Here is a 24,562-nt window from a genome sequence, read left to right as displayed (position 1 = left end):
GCCGCCGGCCCCGGGGGCGGCCCGCACCCCGGGGCCGGAGGTCAGGGCTCGACGGTGACCTTGATCGCCTCGCCGCGGGCGACGATGCCGAACGCGTCGAGCGTGCGGTCCAGCGGCAGGCGCTCGGTGATCAGGTCCTTCACCGGCACCTGACCGCTGGAGATGTACTCCAGCGCCCGCTTGTTGTGCGACGGAGCCGAGCCGTTGGCGCCCATGATCATCAGTTCGCGGTAGTGCACGAGGTTGGAGTCGCACCGGATGTAGGGGTTGGTCTTCGGCAGCCCGCCGAAGAAGGAGATCCGCCCCCGGCGGGCGGCCATCTCGATCGCCTGCTCCTGCGCGACGTTGGCGGCGGTCGCGGTGATGACGACGTCCGGCCCGCGGCCGCCGGTGAGCTCCTTGACGTAGGGGACGACGTCGACCTCGCTGCCGTTGATCACCTCGTCGGGCTTGACCGCCTCGGCCGACATCGCCAGCCGGTCGGCGAGGACGTCGACGAGGAAGACCCGCTCGGCCCCGTTGGCCCGCGCCAGCCGGGTGTGCAGGCAGCCGATCGGCCCGGCCCCGAAGACGACGACGGTGTCGCCGTCCCCGACGTGCACGAGCTCCTGCGCGTTGATCGCGCAGGCGAACGGCTCGGCGACCGAGGCCTCGTCGAACCCGATGTTCTCGGGGATCCGGTTGAGCCCGTCCACCTTCAGCACCTGCCGCGGCACGACCAGGTACTCGGCGAAACCGCCGTCGTACTGGTAGCCGACCGAGGTCTGGTTCGCGCAGACCGCCATCCACCCCCGGCGGCACTCGTAGCACTCGCCGCAGGGCACCGCGGCGATCACCTGGGCCCGGTCGCCCTCCGACCACCCCGCGACGTCCCGGCCGACCTCGACCACCTCACCGGCGATCTCGTGGCCCATGGTGCGCGGCGGGCTCAGGTTCTGGTGCCCGTTGTGGAGGATCTTGACGTCGGTGCCGCAGGTGGAGCAGTTGCGCACCCGCAGCTTGACCTCGTCCGGGCCGCAGTCGGGCTCCGGCACGTCCTCGACGCGGACGTCCTCCGGCGCGTAGAACCGCACGGCCTTCATGCCTCGTCCTCCTCGTTCACGGCCGCCAGCAGCTGGTAGAGCTCGTCGGCCGAGCCCGCCGCGAGCAGCGTGTCGACCTCGTCGGGATCGGAGAACACGATCGCGATCCGGCTGAGGATCTCCAGGTGGCCGTTGTCCACCCCCGCCACGCCCACGGCGAAGCGCACCTCGTTGCCATCCCAGTCGATGGGCGCGTCGTAGCGCACCACCGACAGCGCGGAGCTCCTGATCGCGTCCTTCGCCTCGTTCGTCCCGTGCGGGATGGCGAGGTAGTTGCCCATGTACGTGGACACCGACTTCTCCCGCTCGAACATCGCGTCCACGTACTCGGGCAGGACCGCGCCGGCGTCGACCAGCAGCTGGCCCGCCTCGCGGATCGCGTCGTCCTTGCTCACCGCCCGGCCGGGCACCCGGACCAGGGCCGGGGTCAGGATGTCGCTCATCGCGCGGCCGACGCATTCGTGCGCTTGAGCTGCTCGACGATCTCGTCGTACTTGGGACTGTTGAGGAAGCTCTCGACCGAGACGTGCTGGGCCGACGGCGACATGCTCTCCGCCCGCGCCGTCAGGTCCTGGTGCGTGACGATCAGGTCGATGTCGTCGGTCAGGTTGGCGATCGCCAGGTTGGTGACCGTGACGTCGTCGAAGCCGGCCTTCTGGATCTTCTTGCGCAGGACGCTCGCGCCCATCGCGCTCGAGCCCATGCCGGCGTCGCAGGCGAAGACGATGCGGTGGATCGGCGCGCGGTGGCTGAGCGCCTCGTGCGCCTCCTCGGCCTCCTCCGCGTGCGCCTCGAACCGCTCGGCGGCGGCCTCCTCCGGGCTGCGCAGCGCGCCGGCGACCTTGCTCTTCGAGCCCTTCAGCGACTCCATCTGGGCGGTGGCCGCGGCCAGGTCGATCTCGGCCCCGGCCCGCCTCCGGCCGGCGCGCAGGATGATCGAGGAGAGGATGAACGACGTCGCCGCGGCCAGCACCACCGAGGCGATCACGCCGGCGAAGCTGCCGCTCGGGGTCTGCGCGAGCACCGCGATGATCGAGCCGGGAGCCGCGGGAGCGCGCAGGCCGGCGTTGAAGATCAGCAGCGTGCCGATGCCGACCATGCCGGCCGGGATCATGGCCGCGAGGAGGGCGGGCTTGGCCAGCACGTACGGGAAGTAGATCTCGTGGATCCCGCCGAAGAACTGGATGACCGCCGCGCCGGGCGCCGTGCTCTTGGCCAGGCCGGTGCCGAAGATCGAGTAGGCGATCAGCAGCCCGAGCCCGGGACCGGGGTTGGCCTCGAGCAGGAAGAGGATCGACTTGCCGTGCTGGGCCGCCTGGTCGACGCCCAGCGGGGTCAGCACGCCGTGGTTGACCGCGTTGTTGAGGAAGAGGATCTTCGCCGGCTCGATGATGAGGCTGGCCAGCGGCAGCAGGCTGTGCGCGATCAGCCAGTCCACGCCCTTTCCGGCGCCCTTGGCGATCGCCTCGAACACCGGGCCGAAGGCGAAGAACGCGACGATCGCCACGCCCGCCGCGAGGATGCCGGCCGAGAAGTTGTTGACCAGCATCTCGAAGCCCGGCTTGATCTTGCCGTCCCAGAGCTTGTCGGCCTGCTTCATGAGCCAGGCGGTGAGCGGGCCCATGATCATCGCGCCGAGGAACATCGGCTGGTCGGTGCTGATGATCACGCCCATGGTGGCCACCGAGCCGACCACGGCCCCGCGGGTGCCGTAGATCATCCGGCCGCCCTGCGAGGCGATCAGCAGGGGGAGCAGGTAGGTGATCATCGGGCCGACGAGGCCCGTGTGCTCGCCGGAGGCGTCGGGGAAGCCGCCGAGGCGGGCCACCGGCGTCCATCCCGTCTGGATGAAGAAGGCGGTGATGAAACCCCAGGCGATGAACGCCGCGATGTTGGGCAGGATCATCCCGGACAGGAACGTCCCGAACTTCTGGACGGCGACCCGAGCGCTCGACGACTTGGCCGGCGTCGCGACTGATGCGGTCACTGTCTGCCTCTGCTCTCCGTGATCGGCCCCTGTGCCGCGGGTTCGTTGCCGCGGGGTGGACCGGAGTGGGCAAGGAAGGAAACCGAGTGCGGCAGAAGTGTCAGGAGCCACTTCTTCCGGCGTCAACGCTTTGGTGGAAATATGGGCGCGAAGCGCTCATATGAGCAGGAGGACGGATGATCAGCCGGCTGACCCGACCCGCGTCCCTCGTGCTGTCCGCGTCGATCGCCCGCCGGTACTTCATCGACGGGCGCTCCAAGCTGGAGATCGCCGACGAGTTCGGGCTGAGCCGGTTCAAGGTCGCCCGGCTCCTCGAGGCCGCTCGGACGAGCGGCCTGGTGCGCATCGAGATCGGGCACAAGGGGCTGATCGACGTCGACCTGTCGGCGCGCCTGCAGTCCGCCTTCGGCCTGCGACACGCCGTCGTCGTCGACACCGACAGCGCCCCCGACTCCGCTGACTCCGCCGACGCGCTGCGCAAGCACCTGGGTCAGGTGGCCGCCGACCTGCTCGCCGAGATCACCGGCCCGGACGACGTCCTCGGCGTCGCGTGGTCTCGCTCGGTCGGGGCCATGGCCAGGGCGCTGCCCCGCCTCGCCGCCGTCCCGGTCGTCCAGCTGACCGGTGCGGTCTCGATGCCGGACGGCGACGACAGCTCGATCGACGTGGTGCGCGACGTCGCCCGGGCCGCCGGTGGGCCGGCGTACGTCTTCTACGCGCCGTTCACGCTGCCCGACGCGGCGACCGCCCGGGCGCTGCGCGAGCAGCGCGAGGTCGCGCTGGCGTTCGCGCAGCTGCCGCGGGTCACCACGGCGGTCATGGGAGTCGGGCTCTGGGCGCCGGGCCAGTCGACGCTCTACGACACGGTCAAGGAGCACGACCGGCGGGAGCTGCGCCGGCTCGGCGTCTGCGCGGAGGTCTCCGGGGTCTTCCTCACCGAGGACGGCACCCCCGTGCGGACCGGCCTCTCCGACCGCATGATCGGGATCGACGCCGAGCAGATGCGATCGATCCCGGAGGTGGTCGCGATCGCCTACGGAACGACCAAGGTCCCGGCCGTGCGCGCCGCGCTGCGCAGCGGGCTGGTGCGCGGCCTGGTCACGCACGGCCCGGTCGCCCAGGCCCTCCTCGAGGCGGCGTGACGGAGCGGGAGGTGCTGCTGCCCGGCGGCGTCGCCAACCGGGGCCGGGTGGTGCGCATCGGGGACACGGTCCGGCGTCCGCTGCGGGCGACCAGCCCGGCGACGCACGCGCTGCTGCGGCACCTCGCGGCGGTCGGGTTCGACGGTGCCCCGCGCCTGCTGGGCATCGACGATCAGGGGCGCGAGGTGCTCGGCTACATCCCGGGCGAGACGGTGATCCGGCCCTATCCGGACTGGGCCTTCACGCAGGAGGCCCTGGTCAGCGTCGCCGAGCTGCTGCGGGCCTACCACCGGGCCGTGGCCGACTTCGACCCCGGCTCCGTGCGCTGGCCGCAGTCGCCGCCGGCCCCCTTCGCCGGCGAGCTGGTGAGCCACAACGACCCGAACCTCGACAACGTCGTCTTCCGCGACGGCCGGGCGGTCGCGCTCATCGACTTCGACCTCGCCGCCCCCGGCTCCCGGTTGTGGGACCTCGCGTGCGCGGCGCGCCAGTGGGCGCCGCTGCGGCCCGACACGCACATCCACGACCCCCGCCGTGGCGCCGCGTTCGAGCGGCTGCGGGTGTTCCTCGACGCCTACGGGGCCGAGGACGTCGACCCGTCGCTGTTCGCGGTCGCGGTGCGGCAGAACCAGGCGTGGTTCGGCGAGCTCATCGAGCGGTACGTCGCCGCCGGGCACGAGGGATTCTCGGCCTACGCGCGGTCCGAGGCCCGGCTGAGCGCGGAGGCCTACGGCCGGTGGCTGGCCGACAGCGAGCCGGCCCTGCGGACGGCGCTCAGCGGCCGGGCAGGTGGACGTCCCTGAGCGTCGCGGCGCCCGGGGCGAGCGCGGCGACGGTGCCGGTCAGCTCGAACACGGCCACGCCTCCGGCCGGGAACCCGTCGACGCCGGGCGCGAGCTCGGAGGCCAGGCCGCCGATCGAGGGGTTGTGCCCGACGACGGCGAGGCACCGCACCTCCTCGGGCGTCTCGCGGATCGCCGCGAGCACCGCGTCGAACGTGTTGTCGTAGATCCGCGGGTCGATCACCGGCTCCGCGGAGCCCAGACCCTCGGCTGCCGCCGCCCAGGTCTGCACCGCCCGGCGCGCGGGGGAGACGACGACGCGGTCGGGCACCAGCCCCCGCTCGGCCAGCCACGCGCCGATCGCCCGGGCCTGCTCCGTGCCGTGCCCGGTCAGCGGCCGGTCGACGTCGAGCGGCGCGGTGCCGGCCTGGGCATGGCGGATCAGCAGGAGGGCGGCCACACCGCGAGTGTGGCACCGGGCGCCCTTCCGCCGGACGCGGTCCGGCTGGTGGACTGACCCGGTGACCGCGATCCCCGGCATCGACCCGAGCGTCCCGCCGTCCGGCCCCGGCTGCGTCGAGTGCGAGCAGAGCGGCGGATGGTGGTTCCACCTCCGCAGGTGCGCCCAGTGCGGGCACATCGGCTGCTGCGACTCCTCGCCGTCCCAGCACGCCCGCGGGCATGCGCGTGATTCCGGTCACCCGGTCATCCGCAGCTACGAACCGGGCGAGGACTGGTTCTGGGACTTCACGCGCGAGGACTACGCCCGCGGACCTGAGCTGACGCCGCCGGCGGCGCACCCGGTCAGCCAGCCGGCGCCGGGGCCGATCGGCCGCGTTCCGGCGGACTGGCGGCTGCACCTGCACTGAGCGCCGGAACGAACTCCGGGGTCGGTTCGTCACTCCCGGTTGGCCGGCGTCCTCCCGGGTAGCTCCCCCGAGGACCGCCCGGTCGCGCCCGCTGCACCGAAACCCGGAGAACGTCCTTGCTCTCGCACGCTGAACGACGCCAGTTCGACGCCATCCGCACCGGCCTCGCCGCCGATCCGCAGTTCGCCGGCCTCACCCGCGCCGCCGCCCGCCGGCTCCGGCGCCAGCAGTTCTGGACCTGGCTCGCGCCGCTGGTCGTCGCTCGCCGTGCGCAGCGCCGCCGCGCGCGGATGCTCGCCTACGGGGCCTGAGACAGCAGCCTGTCGGCCGCGGCGTCGTCCGCCGACGGCTCGGTCAGCGGCAGGCGGACCTGGAAGCGGGTGTCGCCCGGCTGCGAGACGACGCGCAGGTCGCCGCCGTGCCGGTTGGTCACGATCCGCCACGAGACGTCCAGCCCCAGCCCGGTGCCCTGGCCGACCGGTTTGGTCGTGAAGAACGGCTCGAAGACCCGCCGGCGCAGCTCCTCGGGGATGCCCGGCCCGGTGTCGCCGACCTCGACCAGCGCGCAGTCGCCGTCCCGGGCCACCCGCAGGGTCAGCGTGCCGGAGCCGGCCATGGCGTCGAGGGCGTTGACGATCAGGTTGGTCCACACCTGGTTGAGCTCCGCGGCGTAGGCGGGCACCAGCGGCAGGTCGGTGGCGTAGTCCTTCACCACGGTGACCCCCGAGGGGATCTTGGCGCTGAGCATCACCAGCGTCGCGTCGAGGCCCACCCGCAGGTCGGTGTCCTGGTGCGGCGAGCGGTCCATCTGCGAGTACTGCTTGGCGGCGTCGACCAGGCCGGAGATGCGGTGCGTGCTCTCCCGGATCTCGGCGAGCAGCATCTCGGTCTCCACGGTGTAGCCCAGCCAGTGCAGCGCCGGCTCGAGGCAGCCCTCGGCGACGGTGTCCGCGACCTTCTCGAGGTCCGCAGGACCCAGCCCGGCCGGGACGAAGACGCTCGCGAGCTGCCACGGCTCGCGCACCTCGTGGTCCTCGAGCCAGTCACCGAGGACGTCCTCGGCGTCCGAGCGCTCCAGCGCCGAGAGCTCGCCGGCGCTGGCCACGCGGGCCACGAACGTCTCCTGCAGCTCGGTGAGCTGGCCCAGCATCCGGCCGTCGATCCGCCCGTCGGCGAGCATGGCCAGCTTGTGCCGCATCCCGGCGAACCGGTCCTGCAGCGCGGCGGTGGCGCGGGCGGCCGCGGCGGCCGGGTTGTTCAGCTCGTGGGTCAGCCCCGCGGTGAGCTTGCCGAGCGCGAGCAGCCGCTCGCGCTGGCCGATCAGCTCGTTGGTGTTGCGGGTGCCGACGAACAAGCCCTGCAGCAGGTGCGTCGACATCGGGAACCAGCGCCGGAAGGCGACGCCGAACTCCTCGGCCGGCAGCTGCAGGAAGCGGCAGTCGGTGATGGCCCGGACGGTGGCCGGGTAGTTCTGGCTGATCTGGTCGCCGAAGTAGAACTGGACGGCACCGGAGTAGACACCGGGCTCGTCCGTCCGGATCGTCTCCACCTCGTCGGCACCGACCCGGCGCGACATCGTCATCGTGCCCTCGAGCAGCACCGAGAAGCAGTCGGCGGGCGCGCCCTCGGCGGAGACCACCGACCCCGCCGGGTAGGCGACGACGTCGCCGTGCTCGGCCACCCAGTCCAGCTTGTCCTCGGCGAGATCGGCGAACAGGAACAGCTTCCGGAGCTCGTCCTGGGTGAGGTGCTCGCTCATCGTTCCTCCAGGTAGCGGTGCACGAGGGTGACCGCCATGGCGCCCTCGCCGACGGCGGAGGCGACCCGCTTCACCGACGCGGCCCGCACGTCGCCGGCGACGAACACGCCGGGCAGGCTGCTCTCCAGGAAGTACGGGTCGCGGTCCAGCGACCACCCGGGCGGACGGCGGCCGTCGGCGAGCAGCTCGGGGCCGGTGGGGAGGAAGCCGCGCTCGTCGCGGGCGACGACCCCGTCGAGCCAGTCGGTGTGCGGCGTCGCGCCGATGAAGACGAAGACGTGGCTGGCCGGCAGCAGCTCGGTGCCGCCGCCGACCGCGTCGCGCAGGACGATGCGTTCGAGGTGCCCGTCGCCCTGCACCTCGTCGACGACGGTGCAGGTGCGGACCTCGATGTTCGGGATCTGCGCGATCTGCTCGATCAGGTAGTGCGACATGGAGGCCTCGAGCGAGGGCCCGCGGACCAGCATCCGCACGGTCTTGGCGTACCGGGAGAAGAACACCGCGGCCTGCCCGGCGGAGTTGGCGCCGCCGACGATGAACACGTCCTGGTCGGCGCACTCGGCGGCCTCGGTCATCGCCGAGCCGTAGTAGACGCCGCGGCCGGTCAGCTCCGCGCAGCCCGGCGCGCCCAGCGACCGCCAGAACACCCCCGTGGCCAGGACGACGGCGTGCGCGGCGATGCTGCTGCCGTCGTCGAAGTGCACGGTGCGGCTGGAGCCGGTGGCCTCCAGGGCGACCACGCTGCGGGCGGTGACCAGCTCGGCGCCGAACTTCTGCGCCTGGCGGCGGGCCCGGTCGGCCAGCTGCGCGCCGGAGACGCCGTCCGGGAAGCCCAGGTAGTTCTCGATCCGGCTGCTCTGCCCGGCCTGCCCGCCGGTGGCCCGCTTCTCCACCAGCACGGTGCGCAGGCCCTCGCTGGCGCCGTAGACCGCGGCGCCCAGCCCGGCCGGGCCGCCGCCGACGACGACGAGGTCGTAGAAGTCGGTGCGCGGCTCGACGTCGAGGCCGACGGCCGCGGCGAGCTCGGTGGGGGTGGGGGAGCGCAGCACGGTGCCGGCCGGCGTCACGATCACCGGGACGTCGCCCGGTCGCGCCTCGGCGGCCGCGAGCAGCCGCTGCCCCTCCGGCTCCTCGACGCTGTACCAGCGGTAGGGGACGGCGTTGCGGGCGAGGAAGTCGCGCGCCTTGTACGACGGCGCCGACCAGTGGTGGCCGACGATGCGGACGTCGTCGACCGCGGAGTCCTTGCTCTCCCGCCAGGCGGTGATCATCGAGTCGACGACCGGGTAGAGCTTCTCCTCGACCGGTTCCCACGGCTTGAGCAGGTACTGGTCGACGTCGACGAGGTTGATCGCCTGGATCGCGGCCTCGGTGTCGGCGTAGGCGGTGAGCAGCGCCCGGCGGGCGCGGGGGAACAGGTCCATCGCCTGCTCGAGGAACTCGATGCCGTTCATCTGCGGCATCCGGTAGTCGGCGAGCAGGACGGCGACCGCGTCACCGCGCAGCTTCAGTTCTCGGAGCGCGTCGAGCCCCTCGGCGGCCGAGGAGGCGCGCAGCACGCGGAAGTCCTCGCCGTACTTGCGGCGCAGATCGCGGGCGACCGCCCGCGAGACGCCGGGGTCGTCGTCCACCGACAGCAGCACGGGTTTGCCCACCCCGTCGATCCTGCACCGGACCGGAGTCGGGCAGAACCCCTTTTCGCTGAACGAGAACGCGGCGGGTGGATTAACGTCCCTCGCCGTGGCGGGACGGCTGGTGGTCATCGGAGGCGACGCCGCGGGCGGCAGTGCGGCCTCGCAGGCGAAGAAGCGCAACCCCTCGCTGGATGTCGTGATGTTCGAGCGCGGCCGGGCGACGTCCTACTCCGCCTGCGGCATCCCGTACTGGATCAACGGTGCGGTGGATGCGGAGTCCGACCTGATCACCCGGGCGCCCGAACAGCACCGCGCCAACGGCATCGACGTCCGGATCCGGACCGAGGTGATCGGCATCGACGTCGAGGAGCGCACGGTCCGCTGGCGCTCGCACGAGACCGGCGAGGAGGGCACCGAGCCCTACGACGACCTCGTCTACGCCACCGGCAGCGTGCCGGCGCGGCCGCCGGTGCCGGGCATCGACGCGGCCGGGGTCTACGGGGTGCAGACGCTGGACGACGGCGTCGCCCTGCGGGCCGAGCTCGACAGCGGCCGGGTGCAGCGGGTGGTCGTGGTCGGCGGTGGCTACATCGGCCTGGAGATCGCCGAGGCCTGCCGGGTCCGCGGGCTCGAGGTCACCGTCGTCGACATGTCGGCCCAGCCGGTCGGCACGTTCGACCCGGACATCGGGTCGTTCATCGCCGACGCCGTGCGGGGCGAGGGGATCGAGCTGGTCCTCTCCGACGGCGTGGCGTCGGTGGACGTGGGGTCCGACGGGCGCGCCTGCGCGGTGGTCAGGGCCAGCGGACGGCGGCTGCCGGCCGACCTCGTCGTCCTCGGGCTGGGCGTGCGGCCCAACGTGGCGCTGGCCCGCGAGGCCGGCATCCCGCTGGGCACCTCGGGGGGTGTCGCGGTGGACGCGCAGATGCGCACCCAGGTGCCCGGCGTGTGGGCGGCGGGGGACTGCGTCGAGTCGTGGCACCGGCTCTCCGGCCAGCGCGTCGTCGTCGCGCTCGGGACGCACGCCAACAAGCAGGGCCGGGTGGCCGGCATCAACATCGGCGGTGGCTACGCCACGTTCCCCGGCGTCATCGGGACGGCGATCACCAAGGTCTGCGACACCGAGGTCGCCCGCACCGGCCTGTCCACCCGGGAGGCCGAGGGGGCGGGGTACTCCTTCGTCACCGCCGTCGTCGACTCGACCACCAGGGCCGGCTACTTCCCGGGCGCGACGCCGATCCGGCTGAAGATGATCGCCGAGCGGCGCAGCGGGCGGCTGCTCGGTGCGCAGATCGTGGGCAAGCAGGCGGCGGCGAAGCGGATCGACGCGCTGGCCGTGTGCATTTGGAACGAGATGACCGTCGACGAGATCCTGTCGCTGGACCTCTCCTACGCCCCGCCGTTCGCGCCGGTGTGGGACCCGGTGCTCATCGCCGCGCGCAAGGCGTTCGACGCGGTGGAGGACGACGTCCGGTCGCTGTGACCTGGGCCCCGTCCGGCCAGGACCTCCGCCACTGACCAGGACCGGACCGTGCGGACGAGTCTGCGGGCGTGGGGAACGCTGTGCTGGACCCGGCCACCGTCCACGCCGTGCTGTCGTGGGCCAACCGCGCACCGTCGGTGCACAACTCGCAGCCGTGGCGGTGGCGGGTCGGCCCCTCGACGATCGACCTCTTCGCCGATCTGTCCCGTGCCCTCCCGACGATCGACCCCGACGGCCGCGACCTGCAGCTGAGCTGCGGCGCGGCGCTGCAGCACCTGCAGGTCGCCCTGCGGGCCGTCGGCCGGTCCGGCGACGTGCGCCGGCTGCCCGACCCGTCCCGGCCGGAGCACCTCGCCACGGTGGAGGTCCGCGCCGTGCCGTCCACCGCCGCCGACCTGGCACTGGCCCGGGTGATCGACACGCGGCGCACCGATCGCCGGGTGTTCTCGCCGCGGCCGGTTCCGGCCGAGGTCCTGGACCTCCTGACCAGCGCCGCTGCCGAGGCGGGCGCGGAGCTGAGGGTTCTCGTTCCGGGGGAGCAGTGGGAGGTGGTCGGCCTGATCGAGCGGGCCGCGGTGGAGCAGGGGTTCACCCCGGGCTTGCTCGAGGAGGTGGCCGCGTGGAGCGGTCGCCCTCGGGGCGCGGCCGACGGGGTGCCCGCGGCCAGCGTGCCCGGCGACGTCGACGCCGCTGTTCCGGTGCGCTACTTCGCCGGGCACGAGCTGGAGCAGAGCCCGCTGGCCGTCCTGGAGTCCGACGGGAGCGTGCTCGCCCTGCTCCACACCGCGGGCGACGACCCGCTCGACCGGCTGCGGGCCGGCGAGGCGCTGGGTGCGGTCCTGCTGCAGGCCGAGCTCGCCGGACTGGCCACCTGCCCCCTCACCCAGCCGCTGGAGGTCGCCGACACGCGCGCGCGGCTGGCCGCGGACCTCCTGCCCGAGGGGCGCAGTCCCCAGGTCCTGCTCCGGCTCGGCTGGGCGCCGGTGGGTGCGGCACCCCTGCCCCGGACCGGTCGCCGGCGCGTCGAGGAGACCATCTCGCACGGGGAGGGCTGACCGGCCTCCTTAGGGTGCAGGTCATGCCGCTGTTCTCCTTCGAGGGGCGTTCGCCCCAGGTCCACCCCGACGCCTGGATCGCACCCACCGCGACGCTGGTCGGCGACGTCGTCGTCGAGGCCGGGGCGTCGGTCTGGTACGGCGCGGTGCTGCGCGCCGACTTCGGCCGGATCGTCGTGCGTGCCGGGGCCAACGTGCAGGACGGCTCGGTGCTGCACGGCGGCGACGACCCCGAGACCGAGGTCGGTCCCGGCGCGACGATCGGGCACGTCTGCGTCGTGCACGGGGCCGTGATCGGCGCCGAGGCGCTGATCGGCAACGGCTCCACCGTCCAGGACGGCGCCCGGATCGGTGCCCGCACGCTGATCGGCGCGGGCAGCCTCGTGCCGCCGAACGCGGTGATCCCGGACGAGGTGATGGCGCTGGGCGCACCGGCTCGGGTGCGGGGTCCGCTGTCCGCCGGGGCGGCGTTCTGGGTCGACGGCAACCCGTCGATCTACCAGGAGCTGGCCCGCCGGCATGCCGCGAGCGTGGCGCGCGTACCGCACCCCTCTGACTTTTCTGAGGAGTCGTCCACAGGGCTCTGACCTGGGGATTCGTGTTGCCCTGAGCATTTCTCGAACGTATGATCGACGGCGTGACCACCGCTCCCGACCCGCCCGCCTACGGGCCGCAGACGGCCCTGGGGCGGGGTGCGCTGGGGGCGGCGCAGGTGGCGGATCGGGCGATGGGTGCGGCGTTCGTGGCCCGGGTGCGGGCACTGGCGGCGTTCGCCGCGGAGCGCCCGGCGTCGGCCGATCGGGCGCAGGGTGAGCCGGGGGCGATGAGCCCGCAGCGGTGGGCGGCGCGCCCGGAGCTGCTCCAGCCGGTGTCGGAGTGGGCCGCGCCGGAGCTCTCGATCGGGCTGAGCTGCTCGCGGCGCAAGGCCGAGGATCTGCTCAACCAGGCGTTGATGCTGTCCCGGTTGCCGGCCGCGCTGGCCGCGACCGAGGCCGGGCTGCTCACGATCGGGCATCTGTGGTGCCTGGAACAGAACGTGGCGCCGCTGGCCGATCCGGTGCTGCGGGCGCAGGTCGAGGCGGTGCTGCTGGACTGGGTCGCCGCCCGGGCCGAGAGCGGCACGATCACCACCCCGGGGCAGCTGGCGGAGAAGGTGTTGCGCGAGCTGGCCCGGCGCAACGCCCGGGATCGGGCGCAGGAGGCGATCAGGGCGCTGGCGAAGCGCGGCGTGCGGCTGGAGGGCGAGCGCGGGGCGGGCCTGGCCGGCCTGGGTGTGGTCGGGACGGTGCCGGAGATCGAGGCGCTGCACACCGCGCTGTCGGCGTGTGTCGACGCGCTGCCGAAGAACCCCTCCGACACCCGCACCCGCGAGCAGAAGCTGCTGGACGTGCTGCTGGACCTGGTGCTGCGCCCCGGCGAGTCCGGGCTGCCGCCGGTGCAGGTGGTGCTGACCCTGGTCGCTTCGGTGCAGACCGCACTGGGCGGCGATCAGCCCGCGGAGCTCAACGGCCGGATCGTGTCCGCCGAGACCGCCCGCCAGCTGCTCAACGCGCTGACCGGCGTCGGCCTCGGCGACGGGGCCCTCGCCGAGCTGCGGCGCATCGCCGACACCGAGGACGCCGACGAGCGCGACGGCACCGCGGCAGAGCCCGCAGACACCGAGCCCGCAGACACCGAGCCCGCAGACACCGAGCCCGCAGACACCGAGCCCGCAGACACCGAGCCCGCAGACACCGAGCCCGCAGACACCGAGCCCGCAGACACCGAGCCCGCAGACACCGAGCCCGCAGACACCGAGCCCGCAGACACCGAGCCCGCAGACACCGAGCCCGCAGACACCGAGCCCGCAGACACCGAGCCCGCAGACACCGAGCCCGCAGACACCGAGCCCGCAGACACCGAGCCCGCAGACACCGAGCCCGCAGACACCGAGCCCGCAGACACCGAGCCCGCAGACACCGAGCGCGGCGGTCACGGGGATCGGTTCGTCGACGAGCCGGGCTGGGAGCCGTGGGAGCGGGAGATGACCGCCGCGCGGGAGCAGTGGGCGGCCGACTGGGAGCGCCGGCTGGCCGCCGACGCCGACGACGATCCGGATCCGATGCCCGATGACGTGTGGCTCGCGTCGGTGCAAGCGCGGCTGGCCGGCGGTGAGATCGAGGTGGACCTGGACCGGGAGCTGGCCGCGGCGCAGGACCGCTGGTGGCGCGAGTACGCCGCCGGGCTGCATCCCGACCCCGATCCCGACGACGAGCGGCCCGATCCACGACCGACCGAACCACCACCCGCAGACGATGGCTGGTGGGCGAGCGCGGAGCGGGCGCTGGAGGACGCTCGGGCCGCGCAGGAGCAGGCCGAGCGCGCCCTGGCCCGCGCCGGGGGACTGGTCCGTCAGGCGGTGTGGTCCGACGCCGACGACGAACAGGCCTGGCGCACTGGCAGCGGCGGCCGGGTCGACGCCGCCGAGGACGCGATGACCGCACTCCAGGCGGCCACCGTCGCCGACCGGACCGCGCTGACCGACCTGCTGCGGCGCACCGCCGGCGGCGGGCTGGCCGACCGTCCCCGCCTCGCGCTGGTCGACGCCGTCACCGGCGCCCTGGTCTCCCTCACCGACCTGCCCGCGCTGGGCCGGGCCGTGCGCGACGGGCGTGTCCTGGGCGCGCCGCCGCCGACCGAGGGCTACCGGCCCGGCGCCGAGCTGGACCGGTTCCTGCGCCGCCGCGACCGGCGCTGCCGCTTCCCCGGCTGCCGGCTGCCCGTCTCCCGGGGCGAGCTCGATCACTTCGTGCGCTGGCCGGAGGGCCTAACCGACGTCATCAACCTGGCCGGGTTCTGCACCGGCGACCACCGTGGCAAGCACCAGGCGCCGGGGTTCACCCACGCCATGACCGCCGACGGCACCCTCGTCGTCACCACACCGTCGGGCATCACCGTCAGCACCGAACCGCCGCCCTTCTGACCGGCGGGGAAGTGCGCCATGCTGCGGGCATGTCGCTGCTGCCCTCCGTCGCCGAGGCGCTGACCTCCGGCCGTGTCGAGATCGTCGACCTCACCGCCCCGCTGTCCGCGGAGACCCCGGTCATCCAGCTCCCGCCGGAGTTCGCCCAGACGGCGCGCTTCGAGCTGGAGGAGCTCAGCCGGTACGACGACCGCGGCCCGGCCTGGTACTGGAACAACTTCCGGACCGGCGAGCACACCGGCACGCACTTCGACGCGCCCAACCACTGGGTCACCGGCCAGGACCGCGAAGACGTCGCCTCGGTCCCGGCGTCCCGGCTGATCGGGCCCGCCGTCGTCCTCGACTTCTCCTCGCAGGTCGCGGAGAACCCCGACTTCCTCCTCGAGGTCGAGCACATCGAGCAGTGGCAGGCCGAGCACGGCCCGCTGCCCCAGGGCGGCTGGATGCTCTACCGCACCGGCTGGGACGCCCGGTCGGCCAGCCAGCAGGAGTTCCTCAACGCCGACGAGACGGGGCCGCACACCCCCGGCGTCTCCCCGGCCTGTGCGAAGTGGCTGGGGGAGGAGGCCCCGATCATCGGGGTGGGCGTCGAGACGGTCGGCACCGACGCCGGCGCGGCGCACTCCTTCGATCCGCCGTTCCCGTGCCACGCGGCGCTCATGGGCAGCGGCAAGTACGGGCTCACCCAGCTGCAGAACCTGGCGCAGCTGCCGCCGACCGGCATCCTGCTCATCGCCGCGCCGCTGCCGATCGTGACCGGGTCGGGCGCACCGGCCCGCGTGCTCGCCCTCGTGGAGCGCGGGTGAACGTTGCCGAGGCGGTAGGCACCGCGCTGGTCAGGCGCGGGGTCTCGCAGGTCTTCGGCGTCGTCGGCTCGGGCAACTTCGCCGTCACCAACGCGATGGTCGCGGCCGGCGCGCGCTACATCGCCGCCCGGCACGAGGGCGGCGCGGCGACCATGGCCGACGCCTACGCCCGCATGTCCGGCAGCGTGGCCGCTCTGACCGTGCACCAGGGCTGCGGCCTCACCAACGCGATGACCGGCATCACCGAGGCCGCCAAGAGCCGCACGCCGCTCGTCGTCCTGGCCGCGGAGGCGACCTCGCCACGGTCCAACTTCGCCGTCGACCAGGCAGCGCTGGCCACCGCGGTCGGCGCCGTGCCGATGCGGGTGACCGGTGCGGCGACGGCGGTCGCCACGGCACTCGTCGCCGTCGCCACGGCCGTGCACCAGGGGCGGGTGGTGGTGCTCAACCTGCCGCTCGACGTGCAGACGCAGCCCGTGCCGGAGGTGCCCGAGGCGCACATGCCGTCCGAGCCGCTCACCCCACCGGTGACCGCGGACGACCTGACGAGGCTGGCCGACGCGCTGCGGACCGCACAGCGCCCGGTGTTCGTCGCCGGACGCGGGGCGCGCGGCCCGGGCTGCCGGCGGGCGCTGGAGGAGCTCGCCGAGCGGTGCGGCGCGCTGCTGGCCACCTCCGCCGTCGCCAAAGGGCTGTTCCACGGCAACCCGTGGTCGCTCGACGTGTCCGGCGGCTTCGCCTCACCCCTCGCCGCCGAGCTGATCTCCGGCGCCGACCTGATCGTCGGCTGGGGCTGCGCGCTCAACATGTGGACGATGCGGCACGGCCGGCTGATCGCCGACGACGCCGTCGTCGTCCAGGTCGACGTCGATCCCGACGCGCTCGGGGCGCAGCGCGAGATCGCGTTCGGCGTGTGCGGCGACGTGCGCGCGGTCGCCGTCGCGGCGGCCGCCGAGCTCGACGGCGGCCAGGCGGGCTACCGGACACCGGAGGTGCGGTTGGAGATCGCCGAGCGGATCCGCTGGCGCGACGTGCCGTTCGACGACCGCAGCGGCGACGGGCTGGTCGACCCCCGCGCGCTCACGAAGGCCCTCGACGACCTGCTCCCGGCCGAGCGGGTGGTGGCGGTCGACTCGGGCAACTTCATGGGCTACCCGAGCATGTTCCTCGACGTCCCCGACGAGTTCGGCTTCTGCTTCACCCAGGCCTTCCAGTCGATCGGGCTGGGCCTGGCGACGGCGATCGGCGCGGCGCTCGCCCGGCCCGACCGGCTAGCGGTGGCCGCGCTCGGCGACGGCGGAGCCCTGATGGCCGCCGCGGAGCTGGAGACCGTCGCCCGGCTGGGGCTGCCCATGGTGGTCGTCGTCTACGACGACGCCGCGTACGGCGCCGAGGTGCACCACTTCGGCCCGGACGGCGCCGATCTCAGCACCGTCCGCTTCCCCGAGACCGACTTCGCCGCGATCGCCCGCGGCTACGGCTTCGCGGCGTTCACCGCGCGCAGCGTGGCCGACCTCGACCCGGTGGCCGAGTGGGTGGCCGGCCCGCGGGCGGCGCCACTGCTGATCGACGCCAAGGTGACCCGCGACGAGCCGTCGTGGTGGCTGGAGGAGGCGTTCCGGGGCCACTGATCACAGGTTGCGCCCGCACGTCGGCCAGGCGCCCGGGCCCTGGACGTCCAGCACCCGCTCGGCGACGGTGATCTGCTCGCTCTTCGTGGCCAGGTCGGCCCGCGGGGCGTACGCGCCGCCGCCGAAGGAGTTCCAGGTGGACTGCGAGAACTGCAGCCCGCCGTAGTAGCCGTTGCCGGTGTTGATGGCCCAGTTGCCGCCGGACTCGCACCGGGCGACGGCGTCCCAGTCGTGCCCACCGGATGGCGGCGACGGAGGAGACACCGGCGGTGCGGCCTGCGGAGCCGGGGCGGTCGGCGTGGACACGACGGTCTGCCGCGCGGCGGCGGCCTGCTGCGCCTGCAGCTCGACCAGCGTGGCGCGGGTCTGCTCGAGCCGGCCCTGCATCGCGGCCTGCTGCGCCTGCACGCCCGCCACGGTCTGCTCTGCCTCGGTCTCCACCCGCTCAGCGGTGGCCAGCGCGCTCGCGGCCTGCTGTTCCAGAGCCCCGGCGCTGTCGAGGGCGGTCTGCGCGGTGGCGGCCGCGTCGGAGGCCTGCTGCCGTGCGACGGTCATCTGCCCGACGACGTCGGAGCGGTTCTGTCCGGCGGCGTCGAGGAGCGCGGCCCGCTCCAGCAGCTGCCCGGGACCGTCCGCGCTGAACACCGCCTGCAGCCCGGGCGACGTGCTGCCCGAGATGTAGCTGCTGCGCGCGAAGGCGCCGACCGCGGCGCGCGCGCCGGCGAGGTCCTGCTCCGCCTGCTGCGCGGCGGCCTGGGCGGTGGTCGCGGCCATCTGCGCGGCCTCGTAGTTCGCCTGCGTGGCGTCGTAGGCAGCGCGGGCGGCCTCGGCCTGCGCGTGCGCGGAGTCGGCGGCCGCCTGGGCGTCGCCGAGCTGGACGAGCAGCCGGGCCACCTGGGCAGCGGCGTCGTCGGCCGCCTGCTGGGCAGAGCCGAGGTCGGCCGGGCGGGCCGCCGCCGTCCCCGGGACGGCGACCGCCGCGACGGCCGCGGCGATGCCGAGGACGGCCACGCGGGCGGCCAGTCGTGCTCCAGCGCTCACGCCAGCGGGTTTCGGCCGGGTCCGGTTCCCTCTTGAGGGGGAACGCGGGGATCTCGCTCGTCGGGGTGGGACGCTAGTTTCCCGCCATGACCGTCCAGAACTGGCTGCTCGAGGGCGACCCGGCGATCCGCTGGCAGGTGCTGCGGGATCTCACGGATGCGCCCGAGGACGCCGTGGTCGCCGAGCGGGCGCGGGTGGCCACCAAGGGCTGGGGCGCCCGGCTGCTGTCGCTGCGCGACCCGGACGGCCAGTGGGCCGGCGGTGCCTGCTTCCCGGGCTCGGGGTGGGACGGGACCGGCGGCCAGCCCTGGACGTCGACGCTCCCGACCCTCGACCTGCTCCGCCTGCTCGGGCTGGACCCGGCCTCACCGCAGGCGCGCGAGACGGTCGCGCTCGTGGCCGAGAACTGCCGGTGGGAGTACGACGGCTCGCGGTTCTTCGACGGCGAGGTCGAGCCCTGCATCAACGGCCGGACCGTCACCATCGGCGCCTATTTCGGCGCGGACGTCGACGGGATCGTGCAGCGGCTCCTCGGCGAGCAGCTCGCGGACGGCGGCTGGAACTGCGAGGCGGAGAACGGCTCCACCCGGTCGTCGTTCGACACCACGATCGGGGTGCTGGAAGGCCTGCTGGCGTACGAGCGGGCAGGGCGCGGCGACGAGCGGGTGGCGGCGGCCCGGCAGCGCGGCGAGGAGTACCTGCTCGAGCGCTCGCTGTTCCGCCGCAAGAGCACCGGGGAGGTCGTCGTCCCGTCGTACCTGGAGTTCTCCTTCCCGCCGCAGTGGCACTACGACGTGCTGCGGGCGCTGGACCACGTCCGCGAGGTCGGCGGCACGCCCGACCCGCGGCTCGACGAGGCGGTCGAGGTGGTGCGCGGCAAGCAGCAGCCCGACGGCCGCTGGCTGCTGGAGCACACGCACGCCGGCGCGGTGCACGTCGAGCTCGAGGACGGCGACGGCCTGCCCAGCCGCTGGAGCACGCTGCGCGCGCTGCGGGTCCTGCGCTGGTACGACGCGGCTCAGTCCTCGTCGGGCGGGGCGAAGCGGGCGAGCGACTCGACCGACGGCACGGTGTAGTAGGCGCCGGAGAGCGGGACGAGCCAGTGGGTGAGGCCGTCCCGGATCCGGTCGGCGGCGCCGGCCATGCGGCGCAGCATCTCGTGCATCCGCCACCGGTCCTGGGCGAAGCCGACGAACGCCGTCCCGTGGTCGGTGACCCCGCCGTAGGCCACGTTGCGCCGGAAGATCTTGTACTCGACGCCGTCCTTCTCGATCGTCGTCCGGGCGACGTGCGCGCTCGGCGGCATCTCGTCCTCGGGGAGCTCGACGCTGTCGTCCTTGGTGCGGCCCATCGCCAGCTCCTGACCGCGCACTCCGAGGGACTCCCAGGCGCGGGTGTCGTGCCGCCAGACCTGGAACAGCAGCACCGACGAGCCGGCGCCCGGCCCGTCCGGCACCGCGGCGATCCCCGGCGCCTCGAGCAGCGACGGGTTTTCCGTGCCGTCGATGAACCCGCTCAGGTCGCGGTCGTGCCGGTAGAGCCAGCCGGTCACCTCCCGGGCCACGTCGGCGACGTCGCGCAGCGCGTCCATGACCAGCCGGGTGTTGTCGAAGACGGCGGTCCGGTCGCCGCCGGCGACCCACACCCACGCGTCGTGCTGGGTGGCCGGCATGGCGAACCCGCCGGGACCGGGGATCTCCTCGGTGAACCCCGCCGCGTCGGGAGGCGCCTGACCGGGTGCGACCGACGCCCACAGCTCCGGCCGGAACCCGACGACCAGGTTGACCCCGCCCGTGGTCGACAGCGGACCGGAGAGCCCGGCGACCGCCCGCACCAGCGCCTCGGCGGACGCCGTGGGGTGCAGGTCGAGCTCGAGGTAGCAGTGCTCGGGCGTGCCGAGGGCGAAGATCCCGGTCTGGGGCGTCACGCCGCCCACCGTCTCAGGCGGGCGCGACCGTGTCGATGACCTCGTAGTGCGTGATCGCCGACGAACCCGGGCGCAGGTACCGCTCGTCCTCCGGGTACAGCACCGCCGCCTCGATGTCGTCACCGGCGAAGGCGCGGACGGCGTCGGGGGAGTCCCACATCGACAGCGCGACGAAGTGCGTCGCGTCGCCGTCGTCCCTGCGCAGCAGCCAGGCACCGCGGTTGCCGGGCGTCTCGCCGTACTCCCGGAACCCCGTCTCGCGGATGTAGTCGGCGTAGACCTCGGCGTCGGCCAGCCGGACCTCGCCCTTCCAGACGCGTGCGATCACGCCGCACACCGTGCCAGCGTCACGGCTCGAAGCGGTAGCCCCGACCGGCTTCGGTGAGCAGGTGCTTCGGCGCGGCCGCGTCGGGCTCGAGCTTGCGGCGCAGGGTGGCCATGTACACCCGGAGGTAGTTGGTCTGGTCGCGGTAGGCCGGTCCCCACACCTCGGTGAGCAGCCGGGCGTGGTCGACCACCCGGCCGGGGTTGCGCACGAGCACCTCGAGCAGATGCCACTCGGTGGGCGTCAGCTTCACGTCCTCGCCGTCCCGGGTGACCCGCCCCGCGCCCAGGTCGACGGTGAAGTCGGCGGTCGTCACCACCGGCCGGGCCGGCTCGGGGCTGCCGCGGCGGATCGCCGCGCGCAGCCGGGCGAGCAGCTCGTCCATGCCGAACGGCTTGACCACGTAGTCGTCGGCGCCGGCGTCGAGGGCGGCGACCTTCTCCGCCGAGTCCTCGCGCGCCGACAGCACGAGGATCGGCACGCCGGTCCAGCCGCGCAGCCCGGCGATCACCTCCGTGCCGTCGAGGTCCGGCAGGCCCAGGTCGAGGACGACGGCGTGCGGCGGATGGCTCGCCGCGAGCGCGAGCGCGCCGGCCCCGGTCGAGGCCGCGAGCACCTCGTAACCCCGGGCGCGCAGGTTGATCGACAGCGCCCGCACGAGCGCCGGGTCGTCGTCGACCACCAGGACCCTGCTCACGGCGCCGCCGTCCGGGCCGGCGCCTCGGCGAGGGGCAGCGTCAGGCGCATGGTGAGCCCGCCGCCCGGCGTCCCGACCGGGGTGACGTCCCCGCCCATCGCCTCGGCGAATCCGCGCGCAACGGCGAGGCCCAGCCCCAGCCCGGTCCCGCCCCGGTCGCCCTCGAGCCGGGCGAACGGGACGAACAGCTGGTCGCGGGCCTCCACCGGCACCCCCGGGCCGCTGTCGACGACGTCGCAGGCCACCTGCCCACCGATCAGCGCGCCGCGCACGGTCACCCGCCCACCGCCGTGCCGGAACGCGTTCTCCAGGAGGTTCACCAGCACCCGCTCGGCCAGCCCGACGTCGGCGACGACGTCGGGCAGGTCCTCGGGCACGTCGAGGTCGACGAGATCCAGGCTGCCGAGGTCGAGCAGCGCGCGGCCGACCAGCTCCTCGAGCCGGACCCGCTCGAGCGACGTGCTGACCACTCCCGCCTGCAGGCGGGAGGCGTCGAGCAGGTTGCCGACCAGGCGCTGCAGCCGGTCGGCGCCGGCCTCGATCGTCGCGAGCAGCTCCGCGCTCTCCTCCGGCGTCCACGCGACGTCGTCCTGCCGCAGGCTGCTCACCGCCGCCTTGACCGCCGCCAGCGGGGTGCGCAGGTCGTGCCCGACCGCGGCCAGCAGCGTCGTCCGCATCCGGTCGGCGGCTTCGAGCCGGGCCGCCTCCGCCGCCCGCTCGGCCAGCCGTCGTCCGTGCAGCGCGCCGGCCGCGGCCTCGGCGAAGCTGGCCAGCACCTCGCGGTCGGCGGCGAACAGCTCCGGACCGCGGACCACCAGCTCGAGACCGGGGCCGGCCGGCACCCGGCGTTCGTGCTCGTCCGGCAGCGGCGGGCCGCCGGTGCTCGTCTCGGCGACCGACTCGCCGTCCGCCGTCGTCTCCACCAGCGCCGCCTCGCGCATGCCGAAGACCTCGCGCACCGAGGCGAGCAGGTCGGTGAGGGTGCGCTGCTCGGCCATCGTCGCGCCGGCCAGCCGGGAGAGCGCCTCTGCCTCGGCCCGCGCGCGGGCGGCCTCGGCGGTGCGCCGGGCAGCCAGGCCGACCACGGCGCTGACCGCCACCGCGACCCCGAGGAACACCGCGAGGACGACGACCTGCTCCGGCGAGTCGACGAGGAGGGTCCCGAACGGTGCGGTGAAGAACCAGTTGAGCACGAGGGTCGCGACCACCGCGCCCGGCAGCGCGACCCACGCGCCGCCGAGCAGCGCCGCGGCGACCACCAGCGCCAGCGCCAGCAGCACGGGCAGCTCGTAGGGCAGCGCCCGGACCGGCTCCCGACAGGCGACGAGCGCGCCCAGCCCGGCGATGAGCAGAGCCGCACCCGCCCAGCGACGGCGGCTGCTCAGCCCGGTGAAACCGGCCGGCAGCGCACCGCGGGACGGGAGCGCGCTCATGTCCTGGGAGCTTCCCACCCCAGCTGCCACGGGACGCTGGTCACCATCACCCCGGGCTGGAACAGCAGCCGGGCCTTCAGCCGCAGCGCGCTCTGGTTGTGCAGCAGCGCCTCCCACCAGTGCCGGACGACGTACTCCGGCACGAACACGATGACCACGTCGTGCGGCGAGTGGCGGCCGATCGAGCGCACCTCGTCCAGCAGCGGCTGGGTGATGTCGCGGTACGGGCTCTCGAGCACCTTCAGCGGCACCGGGATGTCCCGCCGCGCCCAGTCGGCCATCAGCCGCTGCGTCTCCGCCGGGTCCACCTGCACGGTGACCGCCGACAGGTCGTCGGGGTGGATGCTCCGGGCGAAGGCGAGCGTGCGCAGCGTCGGCTCGTTGACCTTCACGACCGGGACGACGGCGTGCACCCGGCCCGGCAGCGTGATCCCGCCCGGCCGGGGCGCGGCCTCGACGTCGACGCTGTCGTAGTGCCGGCGGATCTTGAGCATGAGCACGTAGAGCAGCGGCATGGCGATGACCACCAACCACGCGCCGTGGACGAACTTCGTCACCAGCACGAGGACCAGGACGACGCTCGTGGCCAGCGCGCCGGTCGCGTTGATCGCCTGGGAGCGGCGGATCGAGCGGCGGGCCGCGGCGTCCGGCGCGGTGCGCAGCGCCGTCGACCAGTGCCGGACCATCCCGGCCTGGCTGAGGGTGAACGCGACGAAGACGCCGATGATGTAGAGCTGGATCAGCCGGGTGACGTCGGCGTCGAAGGCGACCACCAGCAGCCCGGCCAGCCCGGCGAGCAGGACGACGCCGTTGCTGAACACCAGCCGGTCGCCGCGGCGGGACAGCTGCCGGGGCAGGTGGCCGTCGTGGGCGAGCAGCGAGGCCAGCACCGGGAAGCCGTTGTAGGCGGTGTTGGCGGCGAGCACCAGGATCGCCGCGGTGAACGCCTGCAGCAGGTAGAACAGCGGGCCGCCGCCGAACACGGCGAGGCCGATCTGGCTGAGCGCCGTCTTCTCCTGGATCCCCTCGGCCATGTGCACGTGGGCGAGCACGCCGAGGGCGGTGATGCCGCCGAACATCACGACCGCGAGCGTCCCCATGATCGTCAGCGTCGCCGCGGCGTTGCGGTCCTTCGGCGGCCGGAAGCTGGGGATGCCGTTGCTCACCGCCTCGACCCCGGTCAGCGCGGTGCAGCCGCTGGCGAACGCCCGCAGCACCAGGAAGACGGTGAGCAGCCCGCCGGTGTGCTCCGCCGGCACGAGGTGCAGCGAGGCGCTCTCGGCGGTCAGCGTCTGGCCCAGGGCCAGCCGGACGCCGGCGACCGCGAGCAGGACCAGCACGATCGCGACGAAGCCGTAGGTCGGGATCGCGAACGCCCGCCCGGACTCCTTGACCCCGCGCAGGTTCACCACCGTCAGCAGCACCACCAGGCCGACGGAGAGGGCTACCGCGTGCGGCGCCAGGGCGGGCACCGCGGAGGTGATCGCCGCGACCCCGGCCACCACCGAGACGGCGACGGTGAGCACGTAGTCGACCAGCAGCGCGCTGGCCGCCACCAGGCTGGCGCGGACGCCGAGGTTCTCCCGGCTGACCGTGTACGCCCCACCGCCGTTCGGATAGGCGAAGCAGGTCTGCCGGTAGGAGGCGACGACGACGACCAGCAGGACGGCGACCGCCAGCCCGACCCACGGGGTGAATCGCAGCAGCGCGAGCCCGCCGAGGCCGAGCACCAGCAGGATCTGCTCGGTGGCGTAGGCGACGGAGCTCAGCGGGTCGGAGCAGAACACCGGCAGGGCCAGCCGCTTGGGCAGCAGCGTCTCGCCGATCCGGTCGGAGCGCAGGGGACGGCCGACGAACAGCCGCTTCGGGGTGTCCAGCACGGGTCCACCGTCGGCCGCCGTCCGTGCCGGGTGGCTGTTCCTTGACGAGGTCCTGACGCCGGGAGGA

23 protein-coding genes are annotated in these 24,562 nt (G+C 74.0%); 11 read left to right on the top strand and 12 right to left on the bottom strand.

Annotated features, from left to right (window positions below; translation table 11 throughout):
- Positions 1 to 41 precede the first annotated feature (41 nt).
- Genes GGQ55_RS23440 through GGQ55_RS23430 form a run of 3 tightly spaced genes read right to left on the bottom strand, consistent with a single transcriptional unit; the run spans position 42 to position 3,069 of the window.
- Positions 42 to 1,082 carry a zinc-dependent dehydrogenase gene (locus GGQ55_RS23440; protein WP_179720928.1) on the bottom strand — a complete coding sequence of 347 codons (1,041 nt, stop codon included), beginning with the start codon at positions 1,080 to 1,082 and terminating at the stop codon, positions 42 to 44.
- Positions 1,079 to 1,525, bottom strand: coding sequence for a PTS mannitol transporter subunit IIA (locus GGQ55_RS23435; protein ID WP_179720926.1), 447 nt, complete (start codon positions 1,523 to 1,525; stop codon positions 1,079 to 1,081). The genes GGQ55_RS23440 and GGQ55_RS23435 overlap by 4 nt, the downstream gene beginning before the upstream one ends.
- A complete protein-coding gene (locus GGQ55_RS23430) occupies positions 1,522 to 3,069 on the bottom strand; it encodes a PTS mannitol transporter subunit IIBC (protein WP_179720924.1) in 1,548 nt (515 codons plus the stop codon). Before GGQ55_RS23430 ends, GGQ55_RS23435 begins: the two co-directional genes overlap by 4 nt.
- 176 nt (positions 3,070 to 3,245) lie before the next feature.
- Between GGQ55_RS23430 and GGQ55_RS23425 the strand changes: the two genes are divergently transcribed.
- Both GGQ55_RS23425 and GGQ55_RS23420 read left to right on the top strand, forming a co-directional pair.
- On the top strand, positions 3,246 to 4,211 hold the full coding sequence (locus GGQ55_RS23425) for a sugar-binding transcriptional regulator (protein ID WP_179720922.1): 966 nt from the start codon (positions 3,246 to 3,248) through the stop codon (positions 4,209 to 4,211).
- Complete coding sequence (locus GGQ55_RS23420) at positions 4,208 to 5,014, top strand: phosphotransferase (protein WP_179720920.1); 807 nt, start codon at positions 4,208 to 4,210, stop codon at positions 5,012 to 5,014. The genes GGQ55_RS23425 and GGQ55_RS23420 overlap by 4 nt, the downstream gene beginning before the upstream one ends.
- Here the strand turns inward: GGQ55_RS23420 and GGQ55_RS23415 are convergent.
- The gene (locus GGQ55_RS23415; protein WP_366490089.1) at positions 4,986 to 5,453 is read right to left on the bottom strand and encodes a SixA phosphatase family protein; all 468 of its coding nucleotides are present in this window, start codon (positions 5,451 to 5,453) and stop codon (positions 4,986 to 4,988) included. The genes GGQ55_RS23420 and GGQ55_RS23415 overlap by 29 nt on opposite strands.
- Positions 5,454 to 5,514: 61 nt before the next feature.
- Here GGQ55_RS23415 and GGQ55_RS23410 point away from each other — a divergent pair, with 61 nt between their 5' ends.
- Both GGQ55_RS23410 and GGQ55_RS23405 read left to right on the top strand, forming a co-directional pair.
- Positions 5,515 to 5,862: a UBP-type zinc finger domain-containing protein gene (locus GGQ55_RS23410; protein WP_179720916.1), complete on the top strand. Its 348-nt coding sequence runs from the start codon at positions 5,515 to 5,517 to the stop codon at positions 5,860 to 5,862.
- 116 nt (positions 5,863 to 5,978) lie between these two features.
- Entirely contained in the window at positions 5,979 to 6,173 is a 195-nt protein-coding gene (locus GGQ55_RS23405; RefSeq protein ID WP_179720914.1) for a hypothetical protein, read from the top strand.
- Here the strand turns inward: GGQ55_RS23405 and GGQ55_RS23400 are convergent.
- A complete protein-coding gene (locus GGQ55_RS23400) occupies positions 6,161 to 7,621 on the bottom strand; it encodes an ATP-binding protein (protein WP_179720912.1) in 1,461 nt (486 codons plus the stop codon). The two genes, GGQ55_RS23405 and GGQ55_RS23400, sit on opposite strands and share 13 nt — an antisense overlap.
- Positions 7,618 to 9,276, bottom strand: coding sequence for an NAD(P)/FAD-dependent oxidoreductase (locus tag GGQ55_RS23395; protein ID WP_179720911.1), 1,659 nt, complete (start codon positions 9,274 to 9,276; stop codon positions 7,618 to 7,620). The genes GGQ55_RS23400 and GGQ55_RS23395 overlap by 4 nt, the downstream gene beginning before the upstream one ends.
- 85 nt (positions 9,277 to 9,361) lie before the next feature.
- On the opposite strand from GGQ55_RS23395, the gene GGQ55_RS23390 reads away from it, so the two are divergent.
- The 6 genes from GGQ55_RS23390 to GGQ55_RS23365 all read left to right on the top strand — a co-directional run bounded on the left by GGQ55_RS23390 (position 9,362) and on the right by GGQ55_RS23365 (position 17,192).
- Entirely contained in the window at positions 9,362 to 10,738 is a 1,377-nt protein-coding gene (locus tag GGQ55_RS23390; RefSeq protein ID WP_179720909.1) for an FAD-dependent oxidoreductase, read from the top strand.
- A 68-nt stretch (positions 10,739 to 10,806) separates the two neighbouring features.
- Positions 10,807 to 11,793 carry an Acg family FMN-binding oxidoreductase gene (locus GGQ55_RS27375; RefSeq protein WP_179720907.1) on the top strand — a complete coding sequence of 329 codons (987 nt, stop codon included), beginning with the start codon at positions 10,807 to 10,809 and terminating at the stop codon, positions 11,791 to 11,793.
- Positions 11,794 to 11,816: 23 nt separating this feature from the next.
- Entirely contained in the window at positions 11,817 to 12,380 is a 564-nt protein-coding gene (locus tag GGQ55_RS23380; protein WP_179720905.1) for a gamma carbonic anhydrase family protein, read from the top strand.
- 50 nt (positions 12,381 to 12,430) lie between these two features.
- The gene (locus GGQ55_RS23375; protein WP_179720903.1) at positions 12,431 to 14,755 is read left to right on the top strand and encodes a hypothetical protein; all 2,325 of its coding nucleotides are present in this window, start codon (positions 12,431 to 12,433) and stop codon (positions 14,753 to 14,755) included.
- 29 nt (positions 14,756 to 14,784) lie between these two features.
- Positions 14,785 to 15,561 (top strand): cyclase family protein, encoded by a 777-nt coding sequence (locus tag GGQ55_RS23370; RefSeq protein ID WP_179720901.1) that lies wholly within the window; start codon positions 14,785 to 14,787, stop codon positions 15,559 to 15,561.
- The gene (locus GGQ55_RS23365; RefSeq protein WP_179720899.1) at positions 15,558 to 17,192 is read left to right on the top strand and encodes a thiamine pyrophosphate-binding protein; all 1,635 of its coding nucleotides are present in this window, start codon (positions 15,558 to 15,560) and stop codon (positions 17,190 to 17,192) included. The genes GGQ55_RS23370 and GGQ55_RS23365 overlap by 4 nt, the downstream gene beginning before the upstream one ends.
- On the opposite strand, the gene GGQ55_RS28635 is transcribed toward GGQ55_RS23365, so the two are convergent.
- Positions 17,193 to 18,233, bottom strand: a complete 1,041-nt coding sequence (locus tag GGQ55_RS28635; protein WP_366490085.1) for a transglycosylase family protein — start codon at positions 18,231 to 18,233, stop codon at positions 17,193 to 17,195.
- Positions 18,234 to 18,319: 86 nt separating this feature from the next.
- Between GGQ55_RS28635 and GGQ55_RS23355 the strand changes: the two genes are divergently transcribed.
- A complete protein-coding gene (locus GGQ55_RS23355) occupies positions 18,320 to 19,309 on the top strand; it encodes a prenyltransferase/squalene oxidase repeat-containing protein (protein WP_179720897.1) in 990 nt (329 codons plus the stop codon).
- Here GGQ55_RS23355 and GGQ55_RS23350 read toward each other — a convergent pair.
- From GGQ55_RS23350 to GGQ55_RS23330, 5 genes are read right to left on the bottom strand one after another with little or no spacing between them, the layout of a single operon-like run.
- A complete protein-coding gene (locus tag GGQ55_RS23350) occupies positions 19,252 to 20,160 on the bottom strand; it encodes a Dyp-type peroxidase (protein WP_179720895.1) in 909 nt (302 codons plus the stop codon). The two genes, GGQ55_RS23355 and GGQ55_RS23350, sit on opposite strands and share 58 nt — an antisense overlap.
- A gap of 13 nt (positions 20,161 to 20,173) precedes the next feature.
- Entirely contained in the window at positions 20,174 to 20,488 is a 315-nt protein-coding gene (locus GGQ55_RS23345) for an antibiotic biosynthesis monooxygenase family protein (protein WP_179720893.1), read from the bottom strand.
- A gap of 19 nt (positions 20,489 to 20,507) precedes the next feature.
- The gene (locus GGQ55_RS23340) at positions 20,508 to 21,182 is read right to left on the bottom strand and encodes a response regulator (RefSeq protein ID WP_179720892.1); all 675 of its coding nucleotides are present in this window, start codon (positions 21,180 to 21,182) and stop codon (positions 20,508 to 20,510) included.
- Positions 21,179 to 22,615: an ATP-binding protein gene (locus GGQ55_RS23335; RefSeq protein ID WP_179720890.1), complete on the bottom strand. Its 1,437-nt coding sequence runs from the start codon at positions 22,613 to 22,615 to the stop codon at positions 21,179 to 21,181. The genes GGQ55_RS23340 and GGQ55_RS23335 overlap by 4 nt, the downstream gene beginning before the upstream one ends.
- Positions 22,612 to 24,495 (bottom strand): APC family permease, encoded by a 1,884-nt coding sequence (locus tag GGQ55_RS23330; RefSeq protein WP_179720888.1) that lies wholly within the window; start codon positions 24,493 to 24,495, stop codon positions 22,612 to 22,614. The genes GGQ55_RS23335 and GGQ55_RS23330 overlap by 4 nt, the downstream gene beginning before the upstream one ends.
- Positions 24,496 to 24,562: the final 67 nt, after the last annotated feature.

Source organism: Petropleomorpha daqingensis (assembly GCF_013408985.1).
Lineage (GTDB): Bacteria > Actinomycetota > Actinomycetes > Mycobacteriales > Geodermatophilaceae > Petropleomorpha > Petropleomorpha daqingensis.
Note: the sequence above shows the minus strand (reverse complement) of the source record. Positions and strands in the feature narration are given on the sequence as shown.

Excerpts from the sequence above, each read along its gene's own strand:
- GGQ55_RS23380 (WP_179720905.1), top strand. The coding sequence starts at position 11,817 with ATGCCGCTGTTCTCCTTCGAGGGGCGTTCGCCCCAGGTCCACCCCGAC.
- GGQ55_RS23425 (WP_179720922.1), top strand. The coding sequence starts at position 3,246 with ATGATCAGCCGGCTGACCCGACCCGCGTCCCTCGTGCTGTCCGCGTCG.
- GGQ55_RS23335 (WP_179720890.1), bottom strand. The coding sequence starts at position 22,615 with ATGAGCGCGCTCCCGTCCCGCGGTGCGCTGCCGGCCGGTTTCACCGGG.
- GGQ55_RS23440 (WP_179720928.1), bottom strand. The coding sequence starts at position 1,082 with ATGAAGGCCGTGCGGTTCTACGCGCCGGAGGACGTCCGCGTCGAGGAC.
- GGQ55_RS23400 (WP_179720912.1), bottom strand. The coding sequence starts at position 7,621 with ATGAGCGAGCACCTCACCCAGGACGAGCTCCGGAAGCTGTTCCTGTTC.
- GGQ55_RS23355 (WP_179720897.1), top strand. The coding sequence starts at position 18,320 with ATGACCGTCCAGAACTGGCTGCTCGAGGGCGACCCGGCGATCCGCTGG.
- GGQ55_RS23435 (WP_179720926.1), bottom strand. The coding sequence starts at position 1,525 with ATGAGCGACATCCTGACCCCGGCCCTGGTCCGGGTGCCCGGCCGGGCG.
- GGQ55_RS23370 (WP_179720901.1), top strand. The coding sequence starts at position 14,785 with ATGTCGCTGCTGCCCTCCGTCGCCGAGGCGCTGACCTCCGGCCGTGTC.